This window comes from Janthinobacterium sp. EB271-G4-7A (genome assembly GCF_020858075.1).
GTDB lineage: Bacteria > Pseudomonadota > Gammaproteobacteria > Burkholderiales > Burkholderiaceae_D > Janthinobacterium > Janthinobacterium lividum.
The window spans coordinates 300,991-326,877 of sequence record NZ_JACYMI010000003.1 but is presented as its reverse complement, the minus strand read 5'-3'; the positions used below and the strand labels follow the sequence as shown (position 1 = coordinate 326,877).

General features: G+C 63.3%; 19 protein-coding genes. 10 read left to right on the top strand and 9 right to left on the bottom strand.

Going from position 1 to position 25,887, the window contains the following annotated elements; all coding sequences use genetic code 11:
- Positions 1 to 23 precede the first annotated feature (23 nt).
- Positions 24 to 1,640 (bottom strand): NAD+ synthase, encoded by a 1,617-nt coding sequence (locus IGS58_RS21930; protein WP_070254945.1) that lies wholly within the window; start codon positions 1,638 to 1,640, stop codon positions 24 to 26.
- Between the two features lie 91 nt (positions 1,641 to 1,731).
- On the opposite strand from IGS58_RS21930, the gene IGS58_RS21925 reads away from it, so the two are divergent.
- Complete coding sequence (locus IGS58_RS21925) at positions 1,732 to 2,865, top strand: GNAT family N-acetyltransferase (protein ID WP_230522784.1); 1,134 nt, start codon at positions 1,732 to 1,734, stop codon at positions 2,863 to 2,865.
- Positions 2,866 to 2,915: 50 nt separating this feature from the next.
- Here IGS58_RS21925 and ppa read toward each other — a convergent pair whose 3' ends face one another.
- Positions 2,916 to 3,458 (bottom strand): inorganic diphosphatase, encoded by a 543-nt coding sequence (gene ppa, locus IGS58_RS21920; RefSeq protein WP_034786159.1) that lies wholly within the window; start codon positions 3,456 to 3,458, stop codon positions 2,916 to 2,918.
- 623 nt (positions 3,459 to 4,081) lie between these two features.
- Here ppa and IGS58_RS21915 point away from each other — a divergent pair.
- Positions 4,082 to 6,508: a membrane-bound PQQ-dependent dehydrogenase, glucose/quinate/shikimate family gene (locus IGS58_RS21915; RefSeq protein ID WP_230522686.1), complete on the top strand. Its 2,427-nt coding sequence runs from the start codon at positions 4,082 to 4,084 to the stop codon at positions 6,506 to 6,508.
- 105 nt (positions 6,509 to 6,613) lie between these two features.
- On the opposite strand, the gene IGS58_RS21910 is transcribed toward IGS58_RS21915, so the two are convergent.
- The 4 genes from IGS58_RS21910 to hemC are packed head-to-tail and all read right to left on the bottom strand — an operon-like array spanning position 6,614 to position 10,760.
- Entirely contained in the window at positions 6,614 to 7,810 is a 1,197-nt protein-coding gene (locus IGS58_RS21910; RefSeq protein WP_071653290.1) for a heme biosynthesis protein HemY, read from the bottom strand.
- Positions 7,811 to 7,814: 4 nt separating this feature from the next.
- Complete coding sequence (locus IGS58_RS21905) at positions 7,815 to 8,963, bottom strand: uroporphyrinogen-III C-methyltransferase (protein ID WP_034786161.1); 1,149 nt, start codon at positions 8,961 to 8,963, stop codon at positions 7,815 to 7,817.
- Entirely contained in the window at positions 8,960 to 9,742 is a 783-nt protein-coding gene (locus IGS58_RS21900; RefSeq protein WP_230522685.1) for a uroporphyrinogen-III synthase, read from the bottom strand. The genes IGS58_RS21905 and IGS58_RS21900 overlap by 4 nt, the downstream gene beginning before the upstream one ends.
- Positions 9,735 to 10,760 (bottom strand): hydroxymethylbilane synthase, encoded by a 1,026-nt coding sequence (gene hemC / locus IGS58_RS21895; protein WP_268989951.1) that lies wholly within the window; start codon positions 10,758 to 10,760, stop codon positions 9,735 to 9,737. Before hemC ends, IGS58_RS21900 begins: the two co-directional genes overlap by 8 nt.
- 237 nt (positions 10,761 to 10,997) lie before the next feature.
- On the opposite strand from hemC, the gene ppc reads away from it, so the two are divergent.
- The 3 genes from ppc (at position 10,998) to IGS58_RS21880 (ending at position 17,010) form a co-directional block, all read left to right on the top strand.
- On the top strand, positions 10,998 to 13,838 hold the full coding sequence (ppc, locus tag IGS58_RS21890) for a phosphoenolpyruvate carboxylase (protein WP_230522684.1): 2,841 nt from the start codon (positions 10,998 to 11,000) through the stop codon (positions 13,836 to 13,838).
- 177 nt (positions 13,839 to 14,015) lie between these two features.
- On the top strand, positions 14,016 to 15,812 hold the full coding sequence (locus IGS58_RS21885) for a PAS domain-containing sensor histidine kinase (RefSeq protein ID WP_230522683.1): 1,797 nt from the start codon (positions 14,016 to 14,018) through the stop codon (positions 15,810 to 15,812).
- A 55-nt stretch (positions 15,813 to 15,867) separates the two neighbouring features.
- Positions 15,868 to 17,010 (top strand): HAF repeat-containing protein, encoded by a 1,143-nt coding sequence (locus IGS58_RS21880; RefSeq protein WP_230522682.1) that lies wholly within the window; start codon positions 15,868 to 15,870, stop codon positions 17,008 to 17,010.
- Positions 17,011 to 17,076: 66 nt separating this feature from the next.
- Here the strand turns inward: IGS58_RS21880 and rpoD are convergent, their stop codons facing one another.
- Positions 17,077 to 19,635: an RNA polymerase sigma factor RpoD gene (gene rpoD, locus IGS58_RS21875; RefSeq protein WP_070254958.1), complete on the bottom strand. Its 2,559-nt coding sequence runs from the start codon at positions 19,633 to 19,635 to the stop codon at positions 17,077 to 17,079.
- A 569-nt stretch (positions 19,636 to 20,204) separates the two neighbouring features.
- Between rpoD and IGS58_RS21870 the strand changes: the two genes are divergently transcribed.
- From IGS58_RS21870 to IGS58_RS21860, 3 genes are read left to right on the top strand one after another with little or no spacing between them, the layout of a single operon-like run.
- The gene (locus IGS58_RS21870) at positions 20,205 to 20,714 is read left to right on the top strand and encodes a ProQ/FINO family protein (RefSeq protein ID WP_034786166.1); all 510 of its coding nucleotides are present in this window, start codon (positions 20,205 to 20,207) and stop codon (positions 20,712 to 20,714) included.
- A gap of 9 nt (positions 20,715 to 20,723) precedes the next feature.
- Positions 20,724 to 21,371: a 3'-5' exonuclease gene (locus IGS58_RS21865; protein WP_070254960.1), complete on the top strand. Its 648-nt coding sequence runs from the start codon at positions 20,724 to 20,726 to the stop codon at positions 21,369 to 21,371.
- Positions 21,372 to 21,391: 20 nt separating this feature from the next.
- Positions 21,392 to 21,820: an SMI1/KNR4 family protein gene (locus IGS58_RS21860; RefSeq protein WP_070254962.1), complete on the top strand. Its 429-nt coding sequence runs from the start codon at positions 21,392 to 21,394 to the stop codon at positions 21,818 to 21,820.
- Positions 21,821 to 21,841: 21 nt separating this feature from the next.
- Here IGS58_RS21860 and IGS58_RS21855 read toward each other — a convergent pair whose 3' ends face one another.
- Both IGS58_RS21855 and IGS58_RS21850 read right to left on the bottom strand, forming a co-directional pair.
- Positions 21,842 to 22,189 carry a DUF4870 domain-containing protein gene (locus IGS58_RS21855; RefSeq protein ID WP_034786172.1) on the bottom strand — a complete coding sequence of 116 codons (348 nt, stop codon included), beginning with the start codon at positions 22,187 to 22,189 and terminating at the stop codon, positions 21,842 to 21,844.
- A 99-nt stretch (positions 22,190 to 22,288) separates the two neighbouring features.
- Positions 22,289 to 23,701 carry an aminotransferase-like domain-containing protein gene (locus tag IGS58_RS21850; protein WP_070254964.1) on the bottom strand — a complete coding sequence of 471 codons (1,413 nt, stop codon included), beginning with the start codon at positions 23,699 to 23,701 and terminating at the stop codon, positions 22,289 to 22,291.
- Between the two features lie 163 nt (positions 23,702 to 23,864).
- On the opposite strand from IGS58_RS21850, the gene IGS58_RS21845 reads away from it, so the two are divergent.
- The gene (locus IGS58_RS21845) at positions 23,865 to 24,599 is read left to right on the top strand and encodes a c-type cytochrome (protein WP_034786176.1); all 735 of its coding nucleotides are present in this window, start codon (positions 23,865 to 23,867) and stop codon (positions 24,597 to 24,599) included.
- Positions 24,596 to 25,870: a cytochrome c gene (locus tag IGS58_RS21840; RefSeq protein ID WP_230522681.1), complete on the top strand. Its 1,275-nt coding sequence runs from the start codon at positions 24,596 to 24,598 to the stop codon at positions 25,868 to 25,870. Before IGS58_RS21845 ends, IGS58_RS21840 begins: the two co-directional genes overlap by 4 nt.
- Positions 25,871 to 25,887: the final 17 nt, after the last annotated feature.

Sequence of the window (25,887 nt, the reverse complement as noted above, 5' to 3'; positions counted from 1 at the left end):
TTGGATTGTGGACAGATGGCTGCTTATTCGTAAAACTTCGACGTGATGGGGTAACGCCAGTCGCGGCCGAAGCCACGGTGCGTGACGCGGATGCCCACCGGCGACTGGCGCCGCTTGTATTCATTGATCTTGATCAGGCGCGTGACCCGGGCCACATCGGCCGGCGGGTAGCCAGCCTCGATAATCTCGGCGATCGGCCGGTTTTCTTCCATGTACAACTGCATGATGCCGTCGAGCACGTCATATGGCGGCAAGGAATCCTGGTCCAGCTGGTCGGCGCGCAGCTCGGCCGACGGTCCGCGCGTCAGGATGCGCTCGGGAATCACGTCCGACACGCTGTTGCGCCACGCGCACAGGCGGTACACCAGGGTCTTGGCGATATCCTTGATGACGGCAAAGCCGCCCGCCATGTCGCCATACAGGGTGCAATAACCGACGGCCATCTCGCTCTTGTTGCCGGTCGTTAGCACGATGCTGCCATGCTTGTTCGACAGGGCCATCAGCAAGGTGCCGCGGATGCGCGCCTGGATGTTTTCTTCCGTCGCGTCTTCCGCCAGTCCGGCGAACTCGTCAGCCAGGGTGGCGCGGAAAGCGTCGAAGGTTTGCTTGATCGGAATTTCATCGTAGCGCACATTGAGGCGTTTTACCATGTCGCGCGAGTCGATCCACGAGATATCGGCCGTAAATTGCGACGGCATCATGACGGCGCGCACCTTGTCGGCGCCCAGCGCATCGACGGCGATGGCCAGGGTCAGGGCGGAATCGACGCCGCCCGACATGCCGATCAGCACGCCCGGGAAGCCGTTCTTGCCGATATAGTCGCGCACGCCCAGCACCAGCGCCTGGTACACCTGCGCCTCGGTGGTCAATGGCGCGGCCAGCGCTTGCGGCACGGGCGTGGCGCCGTCGAAGTCGACGACCTGCAAGTCTTCCTCGAAATGGCGCAGCTGGGCGCAGATCGTGCCGGCCGCATCCATGACAAACGAGTCGCCGTCGAAGATCAGTTCATCCTGGCCGCCGACCAGGTTGGCGTACACGAGGGCCATGCCTTGCGCGCTGACGTTCCTGCGCATGGTTTCATAGCGCAGATGCTGCTTGTTCATGTGGTAGGGCGAGCCATTCGGCACCAGCAACACTTGCGCGCCGGCAGCGCGGGCGCGCATCGGCGCATGCTCGAACCACGTGTCTTCGCAGATATTGATGCCGAAACGCACGCCCTTCACGCCAAACACGAAAGCCTGGTCGGACGACGTAAAGTAACGCTTTTCATCGAACACGGTCGTATTCGGCAAATCGTGCTTGCGGTAGGTGCCCAGCACTTCGCCGTTCAGCAAGACGGAGGCGGCATTGTGGCGCACACCCTTCTCGTCTTGCAGGGGCAATCCCACCACCACGTGCAAATCCTTGAACTGGGCCAGGTCGGTAGCCAGTCCCGCAAACGCTTCCTGCGTTTTTGCGTAGAATGCATTGCGCAGCAACAGGTCCTCGGGTGGATAGCCGACCAGCGACAGTTCCGGCGTGAGCACGATATCGGCGCCCGCCTCAAAGGCGCGGCGGGAAAGATCGAAGATCTTGGCACGGTTGCCGGCCAGATCGCCGACCGTACTATTCATTTGAGCAATTGCGACTTTGACTGTCATGATGATGATGGATATTTTCGTTCTATTAAACAAGACAGGGGCGCGCGGGCCGATGGCGGCGCCCCGAGAGTGATGAATGCACACTACAACAATGAATTATCGCACGGCTATCGTCACTACCCTGGCTGAAATTGGCGAAGCGGCCTGGTCTGAACTGCTGGCAAGCCAGGCGGACGCCACTCCCTTCCTTTCCTACGCCTTTTTGCACGCGCTGCACGAGTCCGGCTGCGCCAGCGCGGACACGGGCTGGCAGCCGAATTACCTGGTGCTGTGGCAAGGCGATGTGCTGGCCGCCGCCCTGCCCCTGTACCTGAAAATGCACTCGTATGGCGAGTACGTGTTCGACTGGGCCTGGGCCGAGGTCTATCAGCAACATGGTCTCGAATATTACCCGAAACTGTTGTCCGCGATACCGTTTACGCCCGTGAGCGGCACGCGCTTGCTGGCCCGCGATGGCGAGGCGCGCGCGGCCCTGCTGGCCTTCCTGCAGGCCCAGCAGCAAGCCAGCGAGGTGTCGTCCTGCCACATCCTGTTCCCGCCGGAAAGCGAAGCGCGCCAGCTGGCGCAGGCTGGCTATCTGATGCGTAGTGGCGTGCAGTTTCACTGGCTCAATCCCGGCTACACGGATTTCGAGCAATTCCTCGCCACGCTGGAACACAAGAAGCGCAAGAATATCCGCGCCGAGCGGCGCAAGGTGCGGGAAGCGGGCGTCACCCTGCGCCAGGTGCGGGGCGTGGATGCTGTTGAGGCCGACTGGAAGCTGTTCCACCGCTGCTACAGCAATACCTATGCGGAACACCGCTCGTCGCCTTATCTGAGCCTGGACTTCTTCCGGCGCATAGGCGCCAGCATGCCGCAGAACATTCTATTGGTCATCGCCGAGCGCGAAGGCCGGGCCATTGCCGCCTCGCTGGTGATCCACACGGCCGACACCCTGTACGGCCGCTACTGGGGCGCGCTCGAGCATGTGCCCTGCCTGCATTTCGAGACGGCGTATTACCAGCCGCTGGAGTTTTGCATCGCCAACGGCATCGCCACCTTCGAAGGGGGCGCCCAGGGCGAGCACAAGATGGCGCGCGGCTTCCTGCCGCAAAAGACCTGGTCCGCCCACTGGCTGGCGCATCCGGCCTTTGCGGACGCCGTGCAGCGCTTCCTCGAGCGCGAACGGGGCGGCATCGACGCCTACCTCGATGAATTGAACGAGCACAGTCCGTTTCGCGCATAAAAAAACGCTCCCGGCCATGACTGGCGGGGAGCGTTTTTTACTGGGTATTCTTAGGCTTTGGCGGCGTCAGTCTTGAAAGCGGCAACGCCGTTCAGGATTTCTTCCTTGGCCACTTCAGGACCATACCAGCCGTCGATCTTGACCCATTTGCCTTTTTCCAGATCTTTGTAGTGTTCAAAGAAATGCTGGATCTGGCGCAAACGCAGTTCGTTCAAGTCTTCCGGCTTTTGCCAGTGGCTGTAGATCGACAGGACCTTGTCGACTGGCACGGCCAGCACTTTCGCGTCTTCGCCCGACTCGTCGGTCATTTTCAGCACGCCGATAGGACGGCAGCGCACGACCACGCCCGGGATCAGCGGGAACGGGGTGATGACCAGCACGTCGACCGGGTCGCCGTCCGGCGACAGGGTGTTCGGCACGTAGCCGTAGTTGCACGGGTAATGCATGGCGGTACCCATGAAGCGATCGACGAAAATCGCGCCGCTTTCCTTGTCGACTTCGTACTTGATCGGATCGGCGTTCATCGGGATTTCGATGACGACGTTGAAATCGTTCGGCAGGTCGCGGCCGGAAGAGACGTTATTCAAACTCATGGGGTTCCTCATTAGCGGATGGTGTTTTAACCGCGTAATTATAGCGAAGTACAGGCACCTTGTGCGATGCAGCAGCAGCCCGCCGGCGTTTTGCGCGTCCAGCCAGCAACAGTGGCGTGCACTACCCGCTGGCAGGCACAGCCTGTCAGCGAAAGAACAAACAGGCGGCCAAAAATAATAAGTAAAAACACTTAAGTAATACTACGCTCAAACAAAAGTTAATACCTTCAATATCCACATATTTTCATTTCAATATCACCATTCCATAATCATGGCTATTATAATCCGCGTTGCATTTCTTGCAGCAATTTATAACAACAATTTCATCATCATTCATCCGACGATGACTTCGCATAATGACGCGGGCATTTCAACATGCTTGATCAAACCCCCATCCAGCCTCACAATCTCCCCTTCCAGCATAATATTTGCGCTTATTTGAAGCGTTTATTTGATTCAAATGGCGATCCCGCCAAAAAATGGCACTACCAGAAGACAATCATCAATTCTGATAAACTATAACATTCTGGTGATTCCAAACTTTGTATATTCTGCAATCGACGCCTTCCCTGAATTCAATATGACGCATCACGCGCCACCGATAAATCCTTGCAAAAAGGAATATGATGATTCCCTCTTTCCGGCCCGGTCCTTTATTAAAGGTCACCGGCGTTATTTTCATTCTGTTTGGCCTCGCCCTGCTGGGCGGCGGCATCTGGCTGGCCACGCTTGGCGGCTCGTGGTACTACTTGCTGGCCGGTATAGGCATGCTGATCGCCGGCGCGCTGGTATTCCAGGGCAAGCGCAGCGCGCAACCGTTCATGGCGCTGCTGCTGCTCGCCACCCTGATCTGGTCCGTCATTGAAGTGAAATTCGACTGGTGGCAATTGCTGCCGCGCCTAGACATCTGGTTTGCCGCCGCCGTCTGGCTGCTGCTGCCCTTCGTCAGCCGCCGCCTGGCGCCACCGGCCGCGGCAAAACAGGGGCAGGCGGGCAAGACGGCCCTCTCCGCCGCAGTGGCCTTGACCGTCATCGCCGGCGTCATCGCCCTGTTCCAGGATTACCATGACCTGCATGGCGACGTGCCGGCCGAAAACATGGCCGCCACCGCCTCCGGCGATTTCGCGCCCGGCGTCGAGCACAACGACTGGTCCGCGTATGGCCGCTCCGGCTATGGCGACCGCTACACACCCGCCGCGCAGATCACGCCGGCCAATATTTCCGGCTTGAAAGAAGCCTGGACCTACCACACGGGCGACTTCAAGGGACCGAACGACCCGGGCGAGATCGCCAACGAAGTCACGCCGCTGAAGGTCAATGACATGCTGTACCTGTGCACGCCGCACAATATCGTCATCGCCCTGAACCCGGACACGGGCAAGGAAATCTGGCGCCACGATCCGAAGATCAACCGCGACGCGGCCAGCTACCAGCACATGATCTGCCGTGGCGTGGCGTACTGGGACGTGAATGCGGGCCGCGCGAAGAACAATCCGGCACCCGAAGCTGCCAGCATGGAATGTCCGCGCCGCATCCTGGCGCCGACCATGGACGGCACCATGATCGCCGTCAATGCCGATACGGGCGAGTCGTGCAGGAGCTTTGGCAACAACGGCGTCGTCAACCTGTATAAAAACATGGCCATGATCAAGCGCGGTTTCCTGATGCCAACATCTCCACCGGCCGTCTCGCAGAAAATGGCCGTGATCGCCGCCAGCGTGACGGACAACCATTCGACGGAAGAGCCATCGGGCGTGATCCGCGGCTACGATCCCGTCACCGGCAAGCTGATGTGGAACTGGGACCCGGCCACGCCGGAAGATACGGCCCCCTTCCCTGAAGGCAAGAACTACACCAACAACTCGCCCAATTCGTGGGGCGTGGCCAGCATCGATGAAAAACTGGGCATGGTGTACATCCCGATGGGCAATGAAACCCCCGACACCTGGGGCGGCAACCGCAACAAGAATGGCGAGAAATTCAACAGCGCCATCGTCGCGCTGGACCTGGCGACGGGTAAAGTACGCTGGGTGTACCAGACCGTACACCACGATATCTGGGACATGGATATCGGCGGCCAACCGTCGCTGGTCGACATCGACACGCCCAAAGGCAAAGTGCCATCCGTCGTGGCCACGACAAAACGGGGCGACATCTATGTGATCGACCGCCGCGACGGCAGCCTGGTCGTGCCGGCGCCGGAAAAACCCGTGCCGACGAGCAATCCAGCCGCTGGCGACACCCTGTCGCCCACGCAGCCGTTCTCAGCCCTGACCTTCTTGCCTGAGCGCAACATCAGCGAAGCGGACATGTGGGGCACCACGCCATTCGACCAGCTCGCTTGCCGCATCATCTTCAAGGAACGCCGCTATGAGGGCCCGTTCACGCCGCAAACGGCCGGCAAGGGCGCCGTCATCTCGCCGGGCCCGCTCGGTATCTTCGAATGGGGTGGCGCGGCCATCGACCCCGTTCGCCAGTTGTTGATCGTCAACCCTGACTACATGGGATTCCTCGAAAAACTCGTGCCGCGCGCGGAAACGACGGCCAAGGGCGGCACGGGCGGCGAAATGGGCTTGCAGCCGCAGACGGGCGTCCCGTTCGCCGTGGAAATCAAGGCATTCCTGTCGCCGCTGGGCTTTCCATGCCAGGCACCGCCGTGGGGCTATGTGGCCGCCGTCGACCTGCGCACCATGAAAAAAGTGTGGATGCACAAGAACGGCACCACGCGCGACAGCGGCCCCGTGCCGATTCCACTGCCACTGGGCGTGCCCAGCCTGGGCGGCATGGTCACCACCGGTGGCGGCGTGACCTTCCTCAGCAGCACGCTCGACTATTACATCCGCGGCTACGACGTCAGCAACGGTAAAGTCATCTGGAAAGCCCGCCTGCCGGCCGGCGGCCAGGCAACGCCGATGAGCTATGTCTCGAACAAGTCGGGACGCCAGTTCGTCGTCGTCATGGCCGGCGGCCACGGTTCGCTGGGCACGAAGATGAACGACACTCTGGTCGCGTATGCCTTGCCGGAAGGTACTGCCGTACCGAAGAAGTAAGTCAGCAAGATAGCAGCGCACTCCGCCATGGGGTGCGCACAAAGAAAAAGCCGTTCAGTCTGCACTGAACGGCTTTTTTACGTCCGAGGAAATGATCTGCAAGGCTTACAGGATGGTCGCCAGCGCGCACTGCCGGTAATGCGCTGCAGCCTGTTCCGTCTGCTGCAAGGCGTCGTGCATCTGCGCCAGCTTCAGGTGGGCGTCGCGCACCATCTGCGGCTCGTTCGCATCCGACAAGGCCTGCTCCAGATGGCGCTGGGCCTTGCCCCACAGTTTTTGCTTGAGGCACAGGGTGCCCAGGGTCAGCGCCAGTTCCGCATCCAGCGGACGCTGTTTCATCCATTGCTCGCAATGCTCGATCTGCAGCAGCAGGGCCGGCGTGCCGCTCGGCGCCGCCGCTTCGCGGTAGGCGCGCACGACGCGCTCGTCCCAGTCGGCGGCCAGCGACTCTTCGCACACGAGGCGCGCTTCGTCGTGCAGGCCGCGCGCATTCAGGGCCGTGGCGGCGCGGCAGGCGATATACGGCTTGACCCGGTCCGCGCTCGGCACGGTGGACCACACGCGCATCAGCGATTCGGCGTCATGCGACGGGTCGGACAGCAAATGGTCGTAAGCCAGTTCGCGCAGGCGCGACGACAGGGCCGGATGCAGGGCGCGGTGCTTGTCGAGCGAACGCACGAGGCGCAGCACTTCCGGCCAGTTCTTCGCCTGCTGCTCGGCCTTGAGCGACCATTGCAGCGCGTGGATATGGCGCGTACCGCTGGCATTGAGTTCGCGCACGGCGGCCAGGGCCGCTTCCGGCTGGTGGTCGTCGACCAGCAATTCCGTCACCGTCATCAGCCGCGCTGTCTTCAGGCTGGCATCGCCTTCGACACGCGACAGCCAACTGTCGCGGCGTTCGGACTGGCGCATGCGGTGCGCGGCGCGCGCGCCGATCAGCGCGGCCAGGCCGGCGTTTTCTTCCAGCTCGGCGGCGCGCAAGGCAGCCTTCTCGGCATGGCCGAAACGGCCTTCGAACAGGGCTTTCAAGGCTTCGCGCAAGCCCTTGTTGCCGTCGCGCTCACGCTTGCGCTGGCGATAGGCCGCCACTTGCGCCGGCATGCGCACGGTGGCGCGCACGGCGCGCACCAGCAGGTACAGCAGTACGAACAGCACGACCTGCAGCAGCAGGAAAAAGTTCAGCGACAAGTCGATGCGGTACGGCGGATAGAACAGCACCACGTTGCCGGGATTGAAACGGGCCGTCACGGCGATACCGATCGCCGCGGCCATCAGGGCGAGTAACCAGAGAAATAGACGCATGGGCTCAGGACTTCGCTTTGTAGTTGCGCACAGCCGTCAGGCTGTCGGACAAGGTTGGCATCTCGATGGCCAGGTTGCTGCCCTGCACCTGGCGCAGCAGGGCTTGCGCCGTCTGCGTGCTCTTGGCGCGGGTGTCGAAATACTTGGCCAGAGCATCCTGCGCCGCGATCAAGTCGTTGCGGAAGGCCGTTTCATTGCGCGACAACAAGGCCATGCGGGCATTGAGCAGGCGCAGCTTGACGTTTTCACGCAAGAAATACGATTGCGTCGGCGACAGCATCAGCGCTTCCGGCGTATCGACGCGGCGGATGCGGATCAATTGACGCACGTCGGCCCACATGTCGCCGCTCCAGGTATTCCAGCCGTCGCGCACTTTTTGCAGCAGCGGTTCCGGCGCCGGCGGTCCCATCAGCTTGCCGCTCGCATCGCGCACGGGCTTGGCCTTGCCCGGTTTTTCCGGCGCGGCCGGCAAGGCTGGCGTTTCGTCGGACAGCATCGGCAGGGAGTCGACCTGGGCGATCACGGCATCGAGGCGCAGGGCCACGCCCGTCGAATCGACGCTGGGCAGGGCCTTGAGTTTTTCCATGTCGCGCCCGATGGCGCGGCGGATGGTGATGAATTGCGGCTTGTCGGAACGCGACAGGCTGCGGTCCGCGTTTTGCAGGGCGATCAGCGCGCCGGGCACGTTGCCGGCCAGCTGCAGCTGCTGGCTGGCCGTCGACAGCACTTGCTCGATTTCCGTCAGCGCCCACTCGTCGCGGTTCTTCGACAAGTCGTTGTACAGTTGCTCCAGCGCCAGCTGCTGGCTTTGCGTTTCGCTCTGGCGGTTTTCCAGCGCGCCCACCTTGATTTCCAGCTCTTTCGTGCCTTCTTGCACGTTGCGCGCCAGCACGCCCGTTTCGGCATTGCTGACATCGCCCTTTTGCAGGCGCTTGGCCACTTCTTCGCGCAGGTTGCGGATCTGCTTGCTGGTCGACCAGCTTTGCGCAGCCAGCAGCACGGCCAGTACGATGACGGCGATGCTCATGGGCTTTTGCAGCTGTTCCAGCAGGGTCGGCGCGCGGCCAGCGGGTTGGTCGGCCGCCTGCGGCGCCGTCTTCACGGCGCTGCCAGGCGTTGCATTCGGTTCGGAGAGTGTAGGCATTTCGTTCATGGTCGTGATTGTAACGCGGCGAGCACTCCTGCGTCGCCTGATCCTGTCAAGGTGACACGGGCAAAACCCAGGGCCGCCGCCGTTTGTGCAATGCGGGCGTGCGGCACGATCAGATGCTGCTGTTGCATTTTCACAACAACTGTCTTTTCAGCATCCATTTCGCCCAGCAGCGCCAGCAGACCGCGCAGCGCTTCCGAGCTGGTGATGATCCAGTCATTATTATGCTGCAACAGATTTTCCAGGGTCGCCCGCAAGGCCGGCGTCAGCTTCGGCACCTTGCGGCGGTAGGCCGTGACGAACTCGACTGCGGCGCCCGCGGCGCGCAAGCCGTCGGCCAGATAATCGCGTCCGCCATCGCCGCGCACGATCAGCACGCGCTTGCCGCGCAGGGCCGGCAAGTCCAGCGCCAGCAACAGATGTTCGGAATCGCTGCGCGCCGTATCGAGCGGACTCGTGATGCTGGCATTCGCATCCGTGACGCCATGCGCCCCCAATGCCATCCTGCTGCCCTCGCCCACCACGGCCAGCGGCAGGCCGGGCGGCCAGGCGGGCAAGTGCGCAAAGACGCAGTCGATGGCGTTGGGCGAGACGAACGCCACCAGGTCATATTCGGCCAGGCGCGCCAGCACGGCTTGCAGCTGCGCGCATTCGTCCTCGCCGTCAAGCGCGTGGATTTCCAGCAGCGGCAGCAGTTGCACGGGCAAGCCCAGCGCCGCGATTTTGGCGGCCAGTGGCCCCGCTTGCGCCGCGGGCCGCGTGATCACCACGGTGTCAGGCATGCGGCGCCAGGCCTTCATGGTTGTCGGGTGTGACGGCGCACGAGGCGAGGATGCCGGCGGCATCTTGCCCGCGCAGCAGTTCGGCCACCTGCTCGCCCAGCTGTTCCGGCGCACCGGCCGGGCCACTGACGTCGGCGCTGGCCATGCGCGCGCCGTCCGGCGTGGCGACCATGGCGCGCAAGCGCATGTTGCCACCGTCGACTGTCGCGAACGCGGCCAGCGGAATCTGGCAGCTGCCGCCGAAGATCTTCGACACCTTGCGCTCGGCCGTGACGGCTTGCGCCGTATCGGTGTGGTTCAGCGGCGCCAGCAGGCGCACCAGGTCGGCGCCGTCCTCGCGCCCGCTGCGGATTTCGATCGCCATGGCGCCCTGGCCGGCGGCCGGCAGGCTGTCTTCCGGCGCCAGCACGGCGCGGATGCGCGACGCCAGGCCCAGGCGTTTCAAGCCGGCGGCGGCCAGGATGATGGCCGCGTAGTCGCCACGGTCCAGCTTGCCCAAACGCGTATCGAGGTTGCCGCGCAGCGGTAAAATCGTCAGGTGCGGATAGCGCGCGGCGATCAGCGACTGGCGGCGCAGGCTGCTGGTGCCGACGACGGCGCCATGCGGCAGCTCGGCCAGGCTGGCGTAGTCGTTCGAGACGAACGCGTCGCGCGGGTCTTCGCGTTCGAGGATGGCAGCCAGGGCAAAGCCTTCCGGCAACTCCATCGGCACGTCTTTCAGCGAATGCACGGCCAGGTCGGCGCGGCCTTCTTCCATCGCCACTTCCAGCTCCTTGACGAACAGGCCCTTGCCGCCTACCTTGGACAGCGCGCGGTCCAGAATCTGGTCGCCGCGTGTGGTCATGCCGAGAATTTCAACGCTACACTGCGGATACAGGGCAGCCAGACGGGCGCGCACGTGTTCAGCTTGCCACATGGCAAGACGGCTCTCGCGCGTGGCGATCACCAGGCGGGCGGGAATCTTCGGCGTCAGTTCGTTCACGGGCAATTCATTCGGGGTCAATTCGGATGCTTTCAAAACAAGTTCTTTCGCTGTGGCTGTCGTTGTCGTTGCCATTTGGCCCGTCCGATATCAATTTGTATCGAAAAGGCGCCTGGCGTCGCTATAATCGTTATCCCTTGGCCTAGAAGGCCAAGTCAGGCTAGCGTCCATGTTGAAGACCACAAATTTTATCATGCGCCCCCTCCCCTCTGCGGCCAAACGCCCGGTGCGATCCACATTCCCTTGCTTTTACACTTACTTTGGTTCTTTATTATGCTCAATGACGCAGTAGCACCAGAAATAGTTCCAGCGGCCGGCTCCGACAAGGACGCGCCACTGAAAGAAGACATTCGCCTGCTGGGCCGCCTGCTGGGCGACGTGCTGCGCGAACAGGAAGGCGACGCCGTCTTCAATGTGGTGGAAACCATACGCCAGACGTCCGTGCGCTTTCGCCGCGAAGCGGACGCGGGCGCCGCGCTGGAGCTCGACGCCATGCTCAAGGAACTGAGCCGCGAACAGACGATTTCCGTCGTGCGCGCCTTTTCCTACTTTTCGCACCTGGCCAACATTGCGGAAGACCAGCACCACATCCGCCGCCGCCGCGCCCATTTGCTGGCCGGCTCGCCGGCGCAAAAGGGCAGCGTCAGCTTCGCGCTGAAAAAACTGCGCGCCGCCGGCGTGCCGCGCAAGACCGTCGACACCTTCTTCCAGGATGCCCTGATCGCCCCCGTGCTGACAGCCCATCCGACGGAAGTGCAGCGCAAGAGCATCCTCGACGCCGAGCACGACATCGCCCGCCTGCTGGCCGAGCGCGACGTGCCGCAGACGCCGAAAGAGCGGCACGCCAACATGCAGCTGCTACGCTCGCGCGTGGCCACCCTGTGGCAGACGCGCATGCTGCGCTATTCGAAGCTGACGGTGGCCGACGAAATCGAAAACGCCCTGTCCTACTACCGCATCACCTTCCTGCGCGAACTGCCGGGCCTGTATGACGATATCGAGGACGACATCGCCGCCGAGTACCCGAACGGCAATGGCACCATCGAACCGATCAATGCCGCCTACGTGCAGATGGGCAGCTGGATCGGCGGCGACCGCGACGGCAATCCGAACGTCAACGCGGGCACCATGCAGCACGCGCTGGCGCGCCACGCCACCACCATCCTCGACTTTTACCTCGACGAAGTGCACGCGCTGGGCGCGGAATTGTCCGTCTCGACCCTGATGGTGGGCGTGAGCGGCGAACTGCAGGCGCTGGCGGACCAGTCGCCGGACGCCTCGCCGCACCGCAGCGACGAACCGTACCGCCGCGCCCTGATCGGCATCTATGCGCGCCTGGCCGCCACGGCCCGCGCCCTGGGCGCCACGAATATCCTGCGCAAGGAAGTGGGCGCCGCAGCCGCCTACCCTGACGCGGCCGCCTTTGTGGCCGACTTGCGCACCATCGTCGCCTCGCTCGAATCGCACCACGGCGCCGCCCTGGTGCGCCCGCGCCTGGCTACCCTGGCGCGCGCGGCCGACATCTTCGGTTTCCACCTGGCCTCGCTCGACATGCGCCAGACCTCGGACGTGCACGAACGCGTGCTGGCCGACCTGTTCGCGAAAAGCAGCGTGGCCGCCGACTATGCGGCCCTGTCCGAAGAAGATAAGCAGGCGCTGCTGCTGAACGAACTGGCCCAGCCGCGTTTGCTGTACTCGCCCTACATCAGCTACGCCACGGAAACGGATTCCGAGCTGGCGATTCTGCGCGCGGCGCGCGACATCCGCCAGCGCTACGGCGCGCGCGCCATCCGCAACTACATCATTTCGCACACGGAAACCGTGTCCGACTTGCTGGAAGTATTGCTGCTGCAAAAAGAAACAGGCTTGCTGCGCACCGACTGGCAAACTGGCGACAGCAGCTGCGAGCTGATGGTCATCCCCCTGTTCGAAACGATACCCGACCTGCAGCGCGCGGCCGGCATCATGAGCCAGGTCATGGCCTTGCCCTTGGTCAAGCAATTAATCGCCAAGCAGGGCCAGTTGCAGGAAGTCATGCTCGGCTATTCCGATTCGAACAAGGATGGCGGTTTCCTCACCTCCAACTGGGAACTGTACAAGGCGGAACTGGCATTGGTGTCGGATTTCCGGAAGGCCGGCGTCAAGCTGCGCCTGTTCCATGGCCGCGGCGGCACGGTAGGCCGTGGCGGCGGACCCAGCTACGAAGCCATCCTGGCCCAGCCGCCGGGCACCGTCAACGGCCAGATCCGCCTGACGGAGCAAGGCGAGATCATCGCCTCGAAGTTTTCCAACGCGGAAATCGGCCGGCGCAACCTGGAATTGCTGGTCGCCGCCACCCTGGAAGCGAGCCTGGCGCCGCAGGAAGCCAATCCGGCCCGCAACAGCCAGCTGGCGCAGTTCGAAGCCGTGATGGCGGAATTGTCGGACCTCGCCTACCACGCCTACCGCCACCTCGTGTATGAAACGCCGGGGTTTACGGAGTATTTCTTCTCGGCTACGCCGATTGCGGAAATTGCCGAACTGAACCTCGGTTCGCGCCCTGCCTCGCGCAAGGCCAACCAGCGCATCGAAGACTTGCGCGCCATTCCCTGGGGCTTTTCCTGGGGCCAGTGCCGCCTGCTGCTGCCGGGCTGGTTCGGCTTCGGCAGCGCCATCGAAGCCTGGATCAGGCAGGCCGACGGCGCCGCGCAGGATGAAAGGATCGCCACCCTGCGCGCCATGCATGCCGAATGGCCATTCTTTGCCACCCTGCTGTCGAACATGGACATGGTGCTGGCCAAGACGGACCTGGCGATTGCCTCGCGCTATGCGGAACTGGTGGCGGACCAGGACTTGCGCGAACGCATCTACAAGCGCATCACGGACGAGCATGGCAACACCTTGCGCTGCCTGGAGCTGATCACCGGCAATACCGAGCGCCTGGCGGGCAATCCGCTGCTGGCACGCTCGATCCAGAACCGCTTCGCCTATCTCGATCCGCTGAACCACTTGCAGGTGGAATTGATCAAGCGCAACCGCGCCCTGTCGGCGGAAAGCCGGATCGATGAAAGGGTGCACCGCGGCATCCAGCTGTCGATCAATGGCGTGGCGGCCGGCCTGCGCAATACGGGCTGATAGAGTCACATTGCCATCGGCAGGCAGGGGCCGGCACCGCAAGGGCCGGCCCTTTTGCTTGCTCAATGGAAAAATATTCTCAATAAAACAACATTTGGTATTACACTAGCGTCAGATACTTTTCCCTCTTCGGCGCCAGGCGCACCGCAGCGGCCAACCATGACGCCAGGGACGCGGATGAGCAAATGGTCGATTGAAACGCTGAGTACGGCATGCGCCGCCCTCATCCTGATCATGCTGGGCTGGCTGGCAGGCGCAGCCTGGCAGGCACTCGACTTTTGGGAACATGTTTGGCTGGCGCTGCTGCTGGCCGCCGCTGCCGGCACGGCCATGTGGCTGATGCGCACGCTGCGCGCCCACCTGGCCAGCACGCGCCAGCAACTCGACGCCAGCGCCATGCGCTACCGCGACCTGAGCGAAGCGGCGCAGGACGGCATGTGGCAAACGGACGCGCACGGCCGCATCCTGCACGTCAACCAGCGCCTGTGCGACATGCTGGGCCTCCCCGCCGAGCTGCTGCTGAACCATACCATGGAGGAATTCCACGACGAGGCCACCTTGCTGCGCCTGTGTCCGCTGCGCCAGACGGCTACGGATAGCTGCATGGGAGAACTGCATTACCGGCACAGCGACGGCTCGGAACGCTGGGCCATGATCAGCGGCCGCTGCCTGTACGACCCGCAAGGCAGCCTGACGGGCGCCCTCGTGCTGGCCAGCGACATCACGGAACACAAGCGGGCCGAACACGCGTTGAGCGTCGCCCATGCGGAACTGGAAAACCGCGTGGCCCTGCGCACGGCGCAGCTGCTCGATGTCAATCTCCAGCTCTCCGCGGAAATCGCCATGCGCGCGCAAACGGAAGCGGCACTGGCCCGCAGCGAAGAGCGGCTGCAGGACATCATTTCCATGATGCCCCTGTCGCTGTTCCTGAAAGACGCCGATTCGCGCATGCTGCTGATGAACCAGGCCTGCGAGCAGCAATGGGGCGTGCTATTCAAGGATATCGCCGAGGGACGCGACGTGCAGCACTTTCCCTCGGACCAGACCCAGGCATTCCATGCGGCGGACCAGGAAGCGTTTGCCAGCCGCCAGGTGGTGATCCGCGAAGAATTGGTATGGAATGCGCGGCTGCAGGAAAACCGCCTGCTGCAGACGCATAAAAAACCCATCTTCGACGCGCAAGGCCGGCCGCAGATGATCATCGCCATGGGCATCGACATCACGGAAAGCAAGCGCAACGAGGAGAACCTGCAGCGCACCCTGGCCCAGCTGCGCGAACTGACCGACCACCAGCAGACCATCAAGGAAGAGGAAAGGCGCCGCATCGCGCTCGACATTCATGACGACCTGGGCCAGAACCTGATGGTGCTGCGCATCGATGTGTCGCTGCTGCATGCGCGCACGGCCAAGACCCACCCGCGCCTGCACCGCCACGCCCAGCGCGTGCTCGACACCATCGATGCCACCATCCGCTCGGTGCGCACCATCATCAATGACTTGCATCCCAGCACCCTGGAACTGGGACTGGGCCCGGCGGCCGAATGGCTGATACGCCAGATGGAAAGCCGCGGCGCCATCCGTTACCAGCTATCGCTCGACAGCGAGGTGCCCGACCTGGGCCTGGACCAGCGCCAGACGTCGGCCATCTTCCGCGTGCTGCAGGAATCGCTGTCGAACATCGTGCGCCACGCCCAGGCCAGCGAGGTGAAGGTGGCGTTGGCGCAGGATACGGATGCCATCGTGCTGCGCATCAGCGACAACGGCATCGGCATGCAGCCGGACGATCACGGCAAGAAGGCCGCCTTCGGCCTGAAAAGCATACGCGAACGCGTCCACGCGCTGGGCGGCGAACTGCGCATCGACAGCCAGGCGGGCCGGGGCACGGTGCTGGCCATCCACCTGCCGCAGACCAGGAAAGGCGCGCCAGCCGGGCATGATGAAATACAGGAATTATCAAAAACAGTAGCAAATTAAGTATGCATTCTCAACATTAAAAAGTATAGTAAGTTTTTTCTTTGAGGAAACTATCATGCCGCCACGGTTCTCCCGCTTCCACGCCCCACTGCTGGGCATGTGCCTGCTGGCCGCCGTCCCCACCGCCAGCGCCACCCTCTATGCCGAACGCGGCTTTGGTGAAAGGGATGGCAACGGCAGCATCGCGTCCGACCTGAATCCGGCGGGCCTGGTGGCCGGCATCATCATGGAGCAAGAAGGACGGCGCCGCGCCGTGACGTATCAGCATGGCCGCATCCGCGAGCTGGGCACCCTGGGCGGTGACGAAGGCTTCACCAAGGCCATCAATATCCATGGCGTGGTGGTCGGTTCGGCGCAGACGGCCAGCGGCGCCTGGCACGCCTTTCACTACGATGCAGCGGGCGGCATGCGCGACCTGGGCACCCTGGGCGGCACCAGCAGCTATGCCACGGCCATCGCGCGCGGCGGCCAGGTGGCCGGCTATGCCGATACCAGCGGCGGCGATTTCCACGCCTTTGTCACGAAAGCCGACCACAGCCTGCAAGACCTGGGCACCCTGGGCGGCGCCAGCAGCTATGCCAGCGGCCTGAACAGCCATGGCGTGGTGGTGGGCACGGCCCAGCGCGGCGACGGCTACCGCCGCGCCTTCATCTACCGCCCCGGCGCGGGCATGCAGGAAATCGGCACCCTGCCCGGCGGGCGCATCAGCTCGGCCACCGCCATCAATGACGCGGGCCTGGTCGTGGGCGCTTCGGAAACGGAGAAGCGCCGCTGGCACGCCTTTGCCTGGGACGGCAAGCGCATGCTCGACCTGGGCGCCATGATCGGCCACGGCGACAGCTACGCCACGGCCGTCAACGCGGCCGGACACGTGGTCGGCAGCGTCAGCATCAACGGCTTCGAACCGATGACCTTTGTCTACAAGGAAGGCGTGATGACGGTGCGCCGGCGCGACGATGGCCTGTACCTGACCAACAAGATCACGGATGGCGGGCTGGTGGTGGGCGCCATTTATACGGGACATAAATTCCAGGCCTTCGCCGTGCCGTCGCAAGCGTCGCCACCGCCGCCACCGCGCCGCACCCCGCTGGACTGGCTGTTCATCACCTTCATCCTCGGCGCCAGCGGCGTGGCGCTGTACCAGCTGCGGCGCCGTCACCGCGCCGGCGTGACGGGCCAGCGCATGCATTTCCTGTAAGGCCGCGCGCGGCACGGGCGTAAAAAAAGGAGGCTCACGCCTCCTTTTTTATTGCCTGTTGACTACTTAATTTTGAGTCAAGAAGGTTTTCAGCTTGTCCGAACGCGAAGGCTGGCGCAGCTTGCTCATGGCTTTCGCTTCGATCTGGCGGATGCGCTCGCGCGTCACGTCGAACTGCTTGCCCACTTCTTCCAGCGTGTGGTCGTTCGACATTTCCACGCCGTAACGCATACGCAGCACTTTCGCTTCGCGCGGCGTCAGGGAATCGAGTACTTCCTTGATCACGTTGCGCATCGACGCGTGCAGCGCGGCGTCCAGCGGCGCCAGGGTCGTGTTGTCTTCGATGAAGTCGCCCAGTTGCGAATCGCCATCTTCGCCCATCGGCGTTTCCATGGAAATCGGCTCTTTCGCGATCTTCATAATTTCGCGCACCTTGTTTTCCGGCATTTCCATCTTGACGGCCAGGGTCGCCAGGTCCGGCTCGCTGCCCGTTTCCTGCATGATCTGGCGCGAGATGCGGTTCATCTTGTTGATCGTTTCGATCATGTGCACCGGCACGCGGATGGTGCGGGCCATGTCGGCGATCGAACGCGTGATGGCCTGGCGGATCCACCAGGTGGCGTAGGTCGAGAACTTGTAGCCGCGGCGGTATTCGAACTTGTCGACGGCCTTCAGCAAGCCGATGTTGCCTTCCTGGATCAGGTCGAGGAATTGCAAGCCGCGGTTGATATATTTCTTGGCGATCGAGATCACGAGGCGCAAGTTGGCCACCGTCATTTCGCGTTTCGCGTGACGCGCGCGCTTTTCGCCGGCAGCCATCTGCTTGTTGATCTTGCGCAAGTCAGCCAGCGGCAAGGCCACGCGGGCTTGCAGGTCGATCATCTTCTTTTGCAGTTCTTTCACGGCAGGCACGTTGCGGCTGAGGATGGCGCTGTACGGATACTTGCAATCGACTTCGCGGTCGACCCATTCCAGATCGCATTCATTGCCCGGGAACACCTTGATGAAGTGGGCGCGCGGCATGCCGCATTTGTTCACGCACAGTTCCAGCACGGCGCGCTCGATATGGCGCACTTCTTCCATCTGGCCGCGCAGGGTGTCGCACAGCTTTTCGACGACCTTGGCCGTGAAGCGGATGCCCAGCAATTCCTGCGAAATGGCTTCCTGCGCCTTGATGTAGGCTTTCGAGTTGTAGCCCTCGGGCGCCTTGCGCATCTTGTCGTACTGCGTCGAAATGACGTTGAATTTCTCCAACGCATTCTTTTTCAGCTGGGCCAGCTGTTCGCTGGAGAAACCGGCCGCGCCGCCATTGGCGTCGCCGTCTTCTTCCTCGGCTTCTTCTTCCTCTTCCTCGTCGTCACCGCTGGCGGCGGCAGGCGCGGGGGCAGCGGCGGGCGCCGGGGCATTGCTTTCGTTCAAATCGACAAAGCCGTCGACCACTTCATCGACCTTGATTTCGTCGCGCGCGATTTTTTGCGACAGCGCAACGATTTCGCCGATGGTGGTGGGGCAGGCGGAAATCGCCTGGATCATGTCCTTCAGGCCGCCTTCGATGCGCTTGGCGATCTCGATCTCGCCTTCGCGCGTCAGCAGCGCCACGGCGCCCATTTCACGCATGTACATGCGCACGGGGTCGGTGGTGCGGCCGAAGTCGGAGTCGACGGTCGACAGGGCGGTCGCGGCAGCCGCTTCCACTTCATCGTCGCTGGTGACGGTGGCGACGTTGTCAGTCAACAACAGGCTTTCCGCATCAGGGGCGCGCTCGTAGACGGCGATGCCCATGTCGTTGAAGGTGGCGATGATGCCTTCGATCGCTTCCGGATCGATGATATTTTCCGGCAATTGGTCATTGATCTCGGCATAGGTCAGGAAACCGCGTTCCTTGCCCATGTTGATCAAGCCCGTGATCTGCTTGCGGCGGCGTTCCAGGTCCGCTGCCGAGGCTTCCGGATCGCCCAGTGCGTCCGCCAGGCCGCCCTTGGCCTTGCGGTCGCGCGCTTTCGACACGGCCTTCAGTTCGGCGCGTTCGACGGCGTTCAGCGCTGCCACTTCATCGTTTTCCGGCGTGAATTCGCTCGGTTTGCGGCCACGGCGGCCCGGCACCTTGACGGTGGGCAGGAAGTAATTCGAGGTATCGATGGCGGCCAGGGCATCGGCATCCGTGGTCTTGCTGACCACTTGCGCGCCGGTGATGATGGTCACGGGCGCCGCTTCAGGCTTGGCGCGCACGACTTTCGAACGGGCTGCCGTCACCACCTTGTTCGTGGCGGCGCTTTCGCTGACCTTGCGCGGCGCGGCCGGGGCCTTGGCGCCGGGAGCGATCTTCACGCTTGGGGTTTTCGCCGGTGCGGCTTCGGCGGCCTCGGCCACGTCGGCAACAGCCTCGGCGGCTGGCGCGCTGACGGCCGCTTCCGCAGCCGACTCGGCCGGTGGCACGGCAGCCAGGCGCGAGCGGCTTTTCTTCACCACGGTGACGACGGTCGGCGCCGTCGTGACGGTGGCTTCCGGATTCGCTTGCGCATTATCGATGAAGTAAGATAAAGTCGTTTTGGGTACGGCAAGTGGCGCCGCAGCTGGGCGTGGCGCCTTGGCGGACAACGTTAAAGTTTTTGGCGTATTCTTCATGAGATATCTCTTAATGCGAGACCAGATGGTGTCGGCGCGAAGTGAATGATTCCACCTAAGCCTGCGAAACCGGACTCGATGGAGCGTATTGTTGCGGCTGCCGTGTTAACGGCAGCGGCGCCTGTCTATCGGGACGTTCAAAGCCCGCGCATCCGTCATGGGGAGCGGCGGGGCCGAAGCCGGGTCAGATAAATAAGCGATGTACATTGCGGAATGAAAAAAAGCCCGTACCAGAACGGGCTTGAATCTATTGTTGTTCAGTGAAGACACAGCGGAGAGCAAGATTATGCACGAAGGCCAGTTATCTGGATAATTGATAAACAAAATATCTGATATCAAAAATATCAATAATCGTGGCCCTGTACCGCACTGCTCCTATCCCCTGCACACCTGAGCCGGACCGTCAAATACGGGGTCCAGTCATCAGCGCAAGCCGACATTATACACATTTCCCGCATTTCGCGCTTGGCACGGCCAGCCACGCGCAGGCAGATCGCAGCGCAAGTTGCCAAAAAAGACAATGCACTTGCCTGTGGCGCGTGCTATGCTCCCCTTTTATAGCCCAACCAATGATGTCGATGACCAGCTCCACGCCAGACCAGCAAGCCACCACTCCTGACACGCCAGTCGATGCAGCCCCAGCGGCGGCACCGGCCGCAGCGACCACGCCAGCACCTGCCGGCCTGACCGCGCGCGCCCTGCTGAAGCAGTTCCAGGAGCAATTCCCGCCATTCCGCGATTGCCTGCCCTTGTCGATCGGTATCGACAAGCAGATCCTGGCGCGCCTGCCGGACCTGGACCGCAAGCTGATGCGCACGGCGCTGGGCATCCACACGGGTTCGCTGCGCTACCTGCGCGTGATGGAAAAAGCCAAGGTACGCTACGACCTCGACGGCACCGCCGGCGCGGAAGTGACGCAAACCCACCGCGACCACGCCACGCAAGTATTGCAGCAACGCTTCAAGAAGGAAGCCGAGCGCAAGAAAGCCGAGCGCGACGCGGCCGCCGCGGAAGAAGCGAGCCGTTTGCGCCTGGAAAAACTGAATCAGCTGACCGCGAAATTCTCGCGCAAAGGCTGATCCGGTTTCATGGACACAGCTGCCGCACCGCCACTGCCCCCCTATCAAGGCATTGCCCTCGACCACGTCAAGCTGGTACGCACCAGCGATGATGCAAAAGCGGCCATGGCCGCCCTGCTGGCAGCGGACGCCATCGGCTTCGATACGGAATCGAAGCCGACTTTTGTGAAGGGCGAGTCCTCCACGGGCCCCCATCTGATCCAGCTGGCCACCGACGACATCGCCTACCTGTTCCAGGTGGGCAGCACGCCGGCGCCGGCCCTGGCCGAACTGAAAGCCATCCTCGAATCGACCACCACCCTGAAAGTGGGTTTTGGCCTGTCCGATGACGTCAAGCGCCTGCGCAACAAGCTGGGCATCGCCCCGGCCCAGGTGCTCGACCTGTCCGTCGCCCTGCGCGGCGGCCAGCGCAACGACCTGGGCGCGAAGACGGCCGTGGCCAAGTTCTTCGGCCTGCACCTGCAGAAATCGAAAAAGATCTCCACCACCAACTGGGCCACGTCGCGCCTGACGGAAAAGCAGATCCTGTACGCGGCCGACGATGCGCAAGTGGCCCTGCGCGTGTACCGCCGCTGGATCGCCGACGGCGGCAAAGTGGCGCCGCAAAAAGCCCCGCGCGCCAGCACGCCGCCGGCCCCGCCACCCATCGCCGCCTGAGCAGGCGCGCCTTCTGCAGCATGAACAAGAGCAAGTCCATCGGCACCACGCCTGACGCGATCGCCGCCGCCGAACAGGCGCTGGGGCGCGAACTGCCCGCGTCCTACGTGCAATGGTTATTGGTGAACAATGGCCGCGCGCTGGGCGCCTTGACTGTATTTCCCGTCTACGACGCGGCCAATGCGCGCAAGACGTGGGAATCGATCACGCGCCACTACCGCGAAGACTGGCAGGAATGGCTGGAGAGTATGGGCGACAGCGGCAACGACGCCAGCAGCCTGCTGCCCTTCGCCCAGTTCGGCACGGGCGATTACTATTGTTTTGACTATGCACAAACGGGGCCGACCGGTGAACCGGTGGTCGTGCTGTGGTCGCACGAAACAGGCGCCACCACAGCGGTGGCGCCCGGCTTTGCCGCATTCCTGATACTGCCCGGCCGCCCGGGCTGACACCCGGCGGCCGGCGCAGCCTTATTTGACGAGCCGCAAGGTCAGGGGATAACGGTAAGTGACGCCATTGCTGGCCTTGACGGCCGCGACGATCGAGCACACCAGGTTGGCCAGCGCCACGATCCAGAACAGGAACAGGCCGATCAGCACGAACGACAGGATGAAGCAGGCGAAATACCAGATGATCAGGGTGATCTGGAAATTCAGCGCTTCGCGGGCGTTCTCGGCCGAGAATTTATCCGCATCGTCCTTCTTGATCAAATAAATGATCAGCGGCGCCACCCAGCTGGTGAACAGGCCGCCAACATGGGACAGAATGGCGATCGTCGTATCTTGCGTACGACCCACTTCCGGCTGCGTGTTATCCATTATCATTCCCATCATTAGTTATAGATACACCAATATAACAGCAATATTTCTTTTTGAAATGAAACACTTGCTGCCGCAAGGGATTTTTTTTGCTCTCCGCTATGCCGCCGCCAGCGCCAGTCGCCCCAGGGTGGCGATGGCCTCTTCCAGTTGCGGACTCCACGGGTGGCCGTAATTGAGGCGGATGCAGTGGCGAAACGCGCGCGTGGCGGAAAAAATCGGGCCGGGCGCGATGCTGATGCCGGCCGCCAGCGCGCTGCGGTGCAAGGCCAGCGCATCGATACCGGCAGGCATTTCCACCCAGACGAAATAGCCGCCCTGCGGCCGCGTGACCCGCGTGCCGGGCGGAAAATGCACGGCAATGGCTTGCAGCATGGTACCTTGCTGCGCCGCCAGGGTCAGCCGCAGCTGGCGCAAATGGCGGTCGTAGCCGCCTTGCGCCAGGTAATCGGCCAGCGCCATCTGCAGCGGTATCGGCGCCGACAGGCTGGTGGTCAGTTTCAAGCGCTCGACCTGGCGCGCGTAGCGGCCCGCCACGGCCCAGCCCAGGCGAAAGCCGGGCGCCAGGGTCTTGGAAAACGAGCTGCAATGCATCACCAGACCCGCGCTGTCATGGCTTTTCGTCAGGCCGGGGCGCTGCTTGCCAAAGTACAGCTCGCCATACACGTCATCCTCGATCAGCGGCACGCCATGGCGCGCCAGCAGTTCGACCAGCGCGCGCTTCTTTTCCGGCGGCATCAGGCTGCCCAGGGGATTCTGGAAATTCGTCATCAGCCAGCACGCCTTGGGCTGGTGGCGCTGCAGCAATTCCTCGAGAGCCGCCAGGTCGACGCCGTCGCGGGGGCTGGTGGCGATCTCGACTGCCTTGAGTTCCAGCCGCTCCAGCGCCTGCAAACACGCATAGAAGCTGGGCGACTCGATCAGCACCGTGTCGCCGGGCCGCGTGACGGCTTGCAGGCACAGGTTCAGCGCTTCCAGCGCGCCATTCGTGATGACGATGTCGTCGCTGGACACCAGCACCCCGTCGAGCTGGTAGCGCAGGGCGATCTGGCGGCGCAGCTCCGCATTGCCCTGCGACAAATCCGTGACGGTGCTCCAGGGATCGAGGCGGCGCATGCTGGCCGACACGGCCCGCGCCAGCCGCTCCATCGGAAACAGATGCGGGCTGGGAAAAGCCGAACCGAAGGGCACGATATCGCGCGCGCCCACGGCGCCCAGCACCTCGAACACGAGGTCGCTGACATCGACGGTGGTGCTGGCGTCGAGCGGATGGGAACTGTCCGGCTCGGGCGCCAGCGCGGCGCGCTGCGGCGCCACGTAGTAGCCGGAGCGGGGCCGCGAGACGATCATGCCGCGCGCTTCGAGCAAATAGTAGGCCTGGAACACCGTTGACGGGCTCACGCCCCTGCGCGCATGCTGCTGGCGCACGGAGGGCAGCTTATCGCCAGGCAGCAACAACTGCGCACTGATCATGGCGGCGACTTCTTCCGCCAATTCCTCATATCGTTTCAACCCTGCTCCTCAAACTGATCCGTAGTTTTATTGCACAACTGATCCTGTCACAGTGACAGCACCCGGTATATGCTAGGGTAACAACATCCGGGCAGCAACACCGGCACGCCATCCCGACCGACGAGACAGCTCATTTCCCATGCCATTTCCCATGCGACTTTCCATGCTACTGCATTTCCCCCTCGTGCCGGTGCTGACCCTGGCCCTGGCCGTCGCACTGCCCGGCATGACGCTGGCCGCGCCCGCCGCCATCTCCGCCAGCCACGACAGCCTGGAACAGCGCATCAAGGCGTGCACGGCCTGTCATGCGCAACAGGAGCGCCACGACGCCTTCTTTCCCCGCATCGCCGGCAAGCCGGCCGGCTACCTGTACAACCAGTTGCTGAACTTTCGCGAGGGACGGCGCCAGTATCCGCTGATGAACTATATGGTCGAACACTTGCCCGACGATTACCTGCGCGAAATTGCCGAGTATTTTGCGGCACAGCACCCGGCCCCGCCGCCGGCCCAGCCCAGCAGCGCCGGCACGACAGCCCTGGCGCGCGGTAGACAATTGGTGCTGCACGGTGATGCCGGCAAGAAGATTCCCGCCTGTATCGCCTGCCATGGCCAGCAGCTGGCTGGCGTGGCACCCGCCATCCCCGGCTTGCTGGGCTTGCCGCGCGACTATATCAACGCCCAGCTGGGCGCCTGGAAGAACGGCATCCGCCGCGCCCATGCGCCCGACTGCATGGCGCAGGTGGCTCAGCGCCTGTCGGACGCGGACGTGGGCGCCGTCTCGGCCTGGCTAGGCACGCAAGTGGCATCGGCCGACGCGCGCCCCGCCAGCAGCATCGCCCTGCCCTTGCCGCTGCATTGCGGCGGCGTGCCTGGTTCCGCCGCGCAGGTGGCGCCATGAAAAAATGGATGATCGCAGCCGCCATCGTCGCCATCGTCGCGGCCGGCGCCAAATTCGTGCTATACCCTGGCGACGACCCGGGCCCGCCCGCCGTGGCCAGCACCCTGAACCAGGAACAGCTGGTCGCGCGCGGCGCCTACCTGGCCAAGGCGGGCGACTGCATGGCTTGCCACACGACGCGCGGCGGTGTGCCGTATGCCGGTGGACGCGCCTTGCAGACGCCGTTCGGCAAGGTGCTTTCGCCCAACATCACGGCCGACAAGGAAACGGGCATCGGCAGCTGGACGGCCGACGATTTCTGGCGCGCCATCCACAACGGCAAGTCGAAGGATGGCCGGCTGCTGTATCCGGCCTTTCCGTACACCAGCTACACCAAGGTAAAGCGCGAGGACAGCGACGCCCTGTATGCGTATTTCCAGAGCGTGAAGCCGCACAAGCAGGCGAACGCGCCGCACGCGCTGCGCTTCCCCTACAACCAGCAGATCGCGCTGGCCGCCTGGCGCGCCCTGTACTTCAAGCCGGGCGTGTACCAGCCGCTCACGACGCAAAGCATGGAATGGAACCGCGGCGCCTACCTGGTGCAGGGCCTGGGCCACTGCAGCGCCTGCCATAGCAGCCGCACGACGCTGGGTGGCAGCGATGACGGCCTGTCGGGCGGCCTGATCCCCGTGCTGGGCTGGTACGCGCCGTCGCTGACGTCGGATGCGGAAGCGGGCCTCGGCGACTGGGACACGGCGCATATCGTGGCATTGCTGCAAACGGGCGTGTCGCCGCGCGCCACCGTCTTCGGTCCCATGGCCGAAGTCGTGCGGCAAAGCTTGCAGCACATGAGCACGGCCGACGTGCAGGCCATGGCCGTCTACCTGAAAAGCCTGCCCGGCCCCGCGCAGCCCGCACAACGGGCGCCGCGCGACACGTCGGAGCAAGCCAGGCAGCAACTGGCTCTGGGCGAGAAACTGTATGAGGCGCAATGCGCGAGCTGCCACCAGGCCGACGGCAAGGGCGTGCCGCCCGGCTACCCGCCGCTGGCCGGCAACCGCGCGCTGACGACGGAGTCGGCCGTGAATGCCATCCGCCTCGTGCTCAACGGCGGCTTCGCGCCCGGAACAAAAGGCAACCCGCGCCCCTACGGCATGCCGCCGTTCGGCCCCGTCATGGATGATGCGGAAGTGGCCGCCGTGGTCACGTACCTGCGCGCGTCGTGGGGCAATGATGCGCCGGCCGTGTCGGCCCTGGAAGTCAACAAATACCGCAGCGTGCCCTTGGAGTAACAGGCATGAAAAAACCG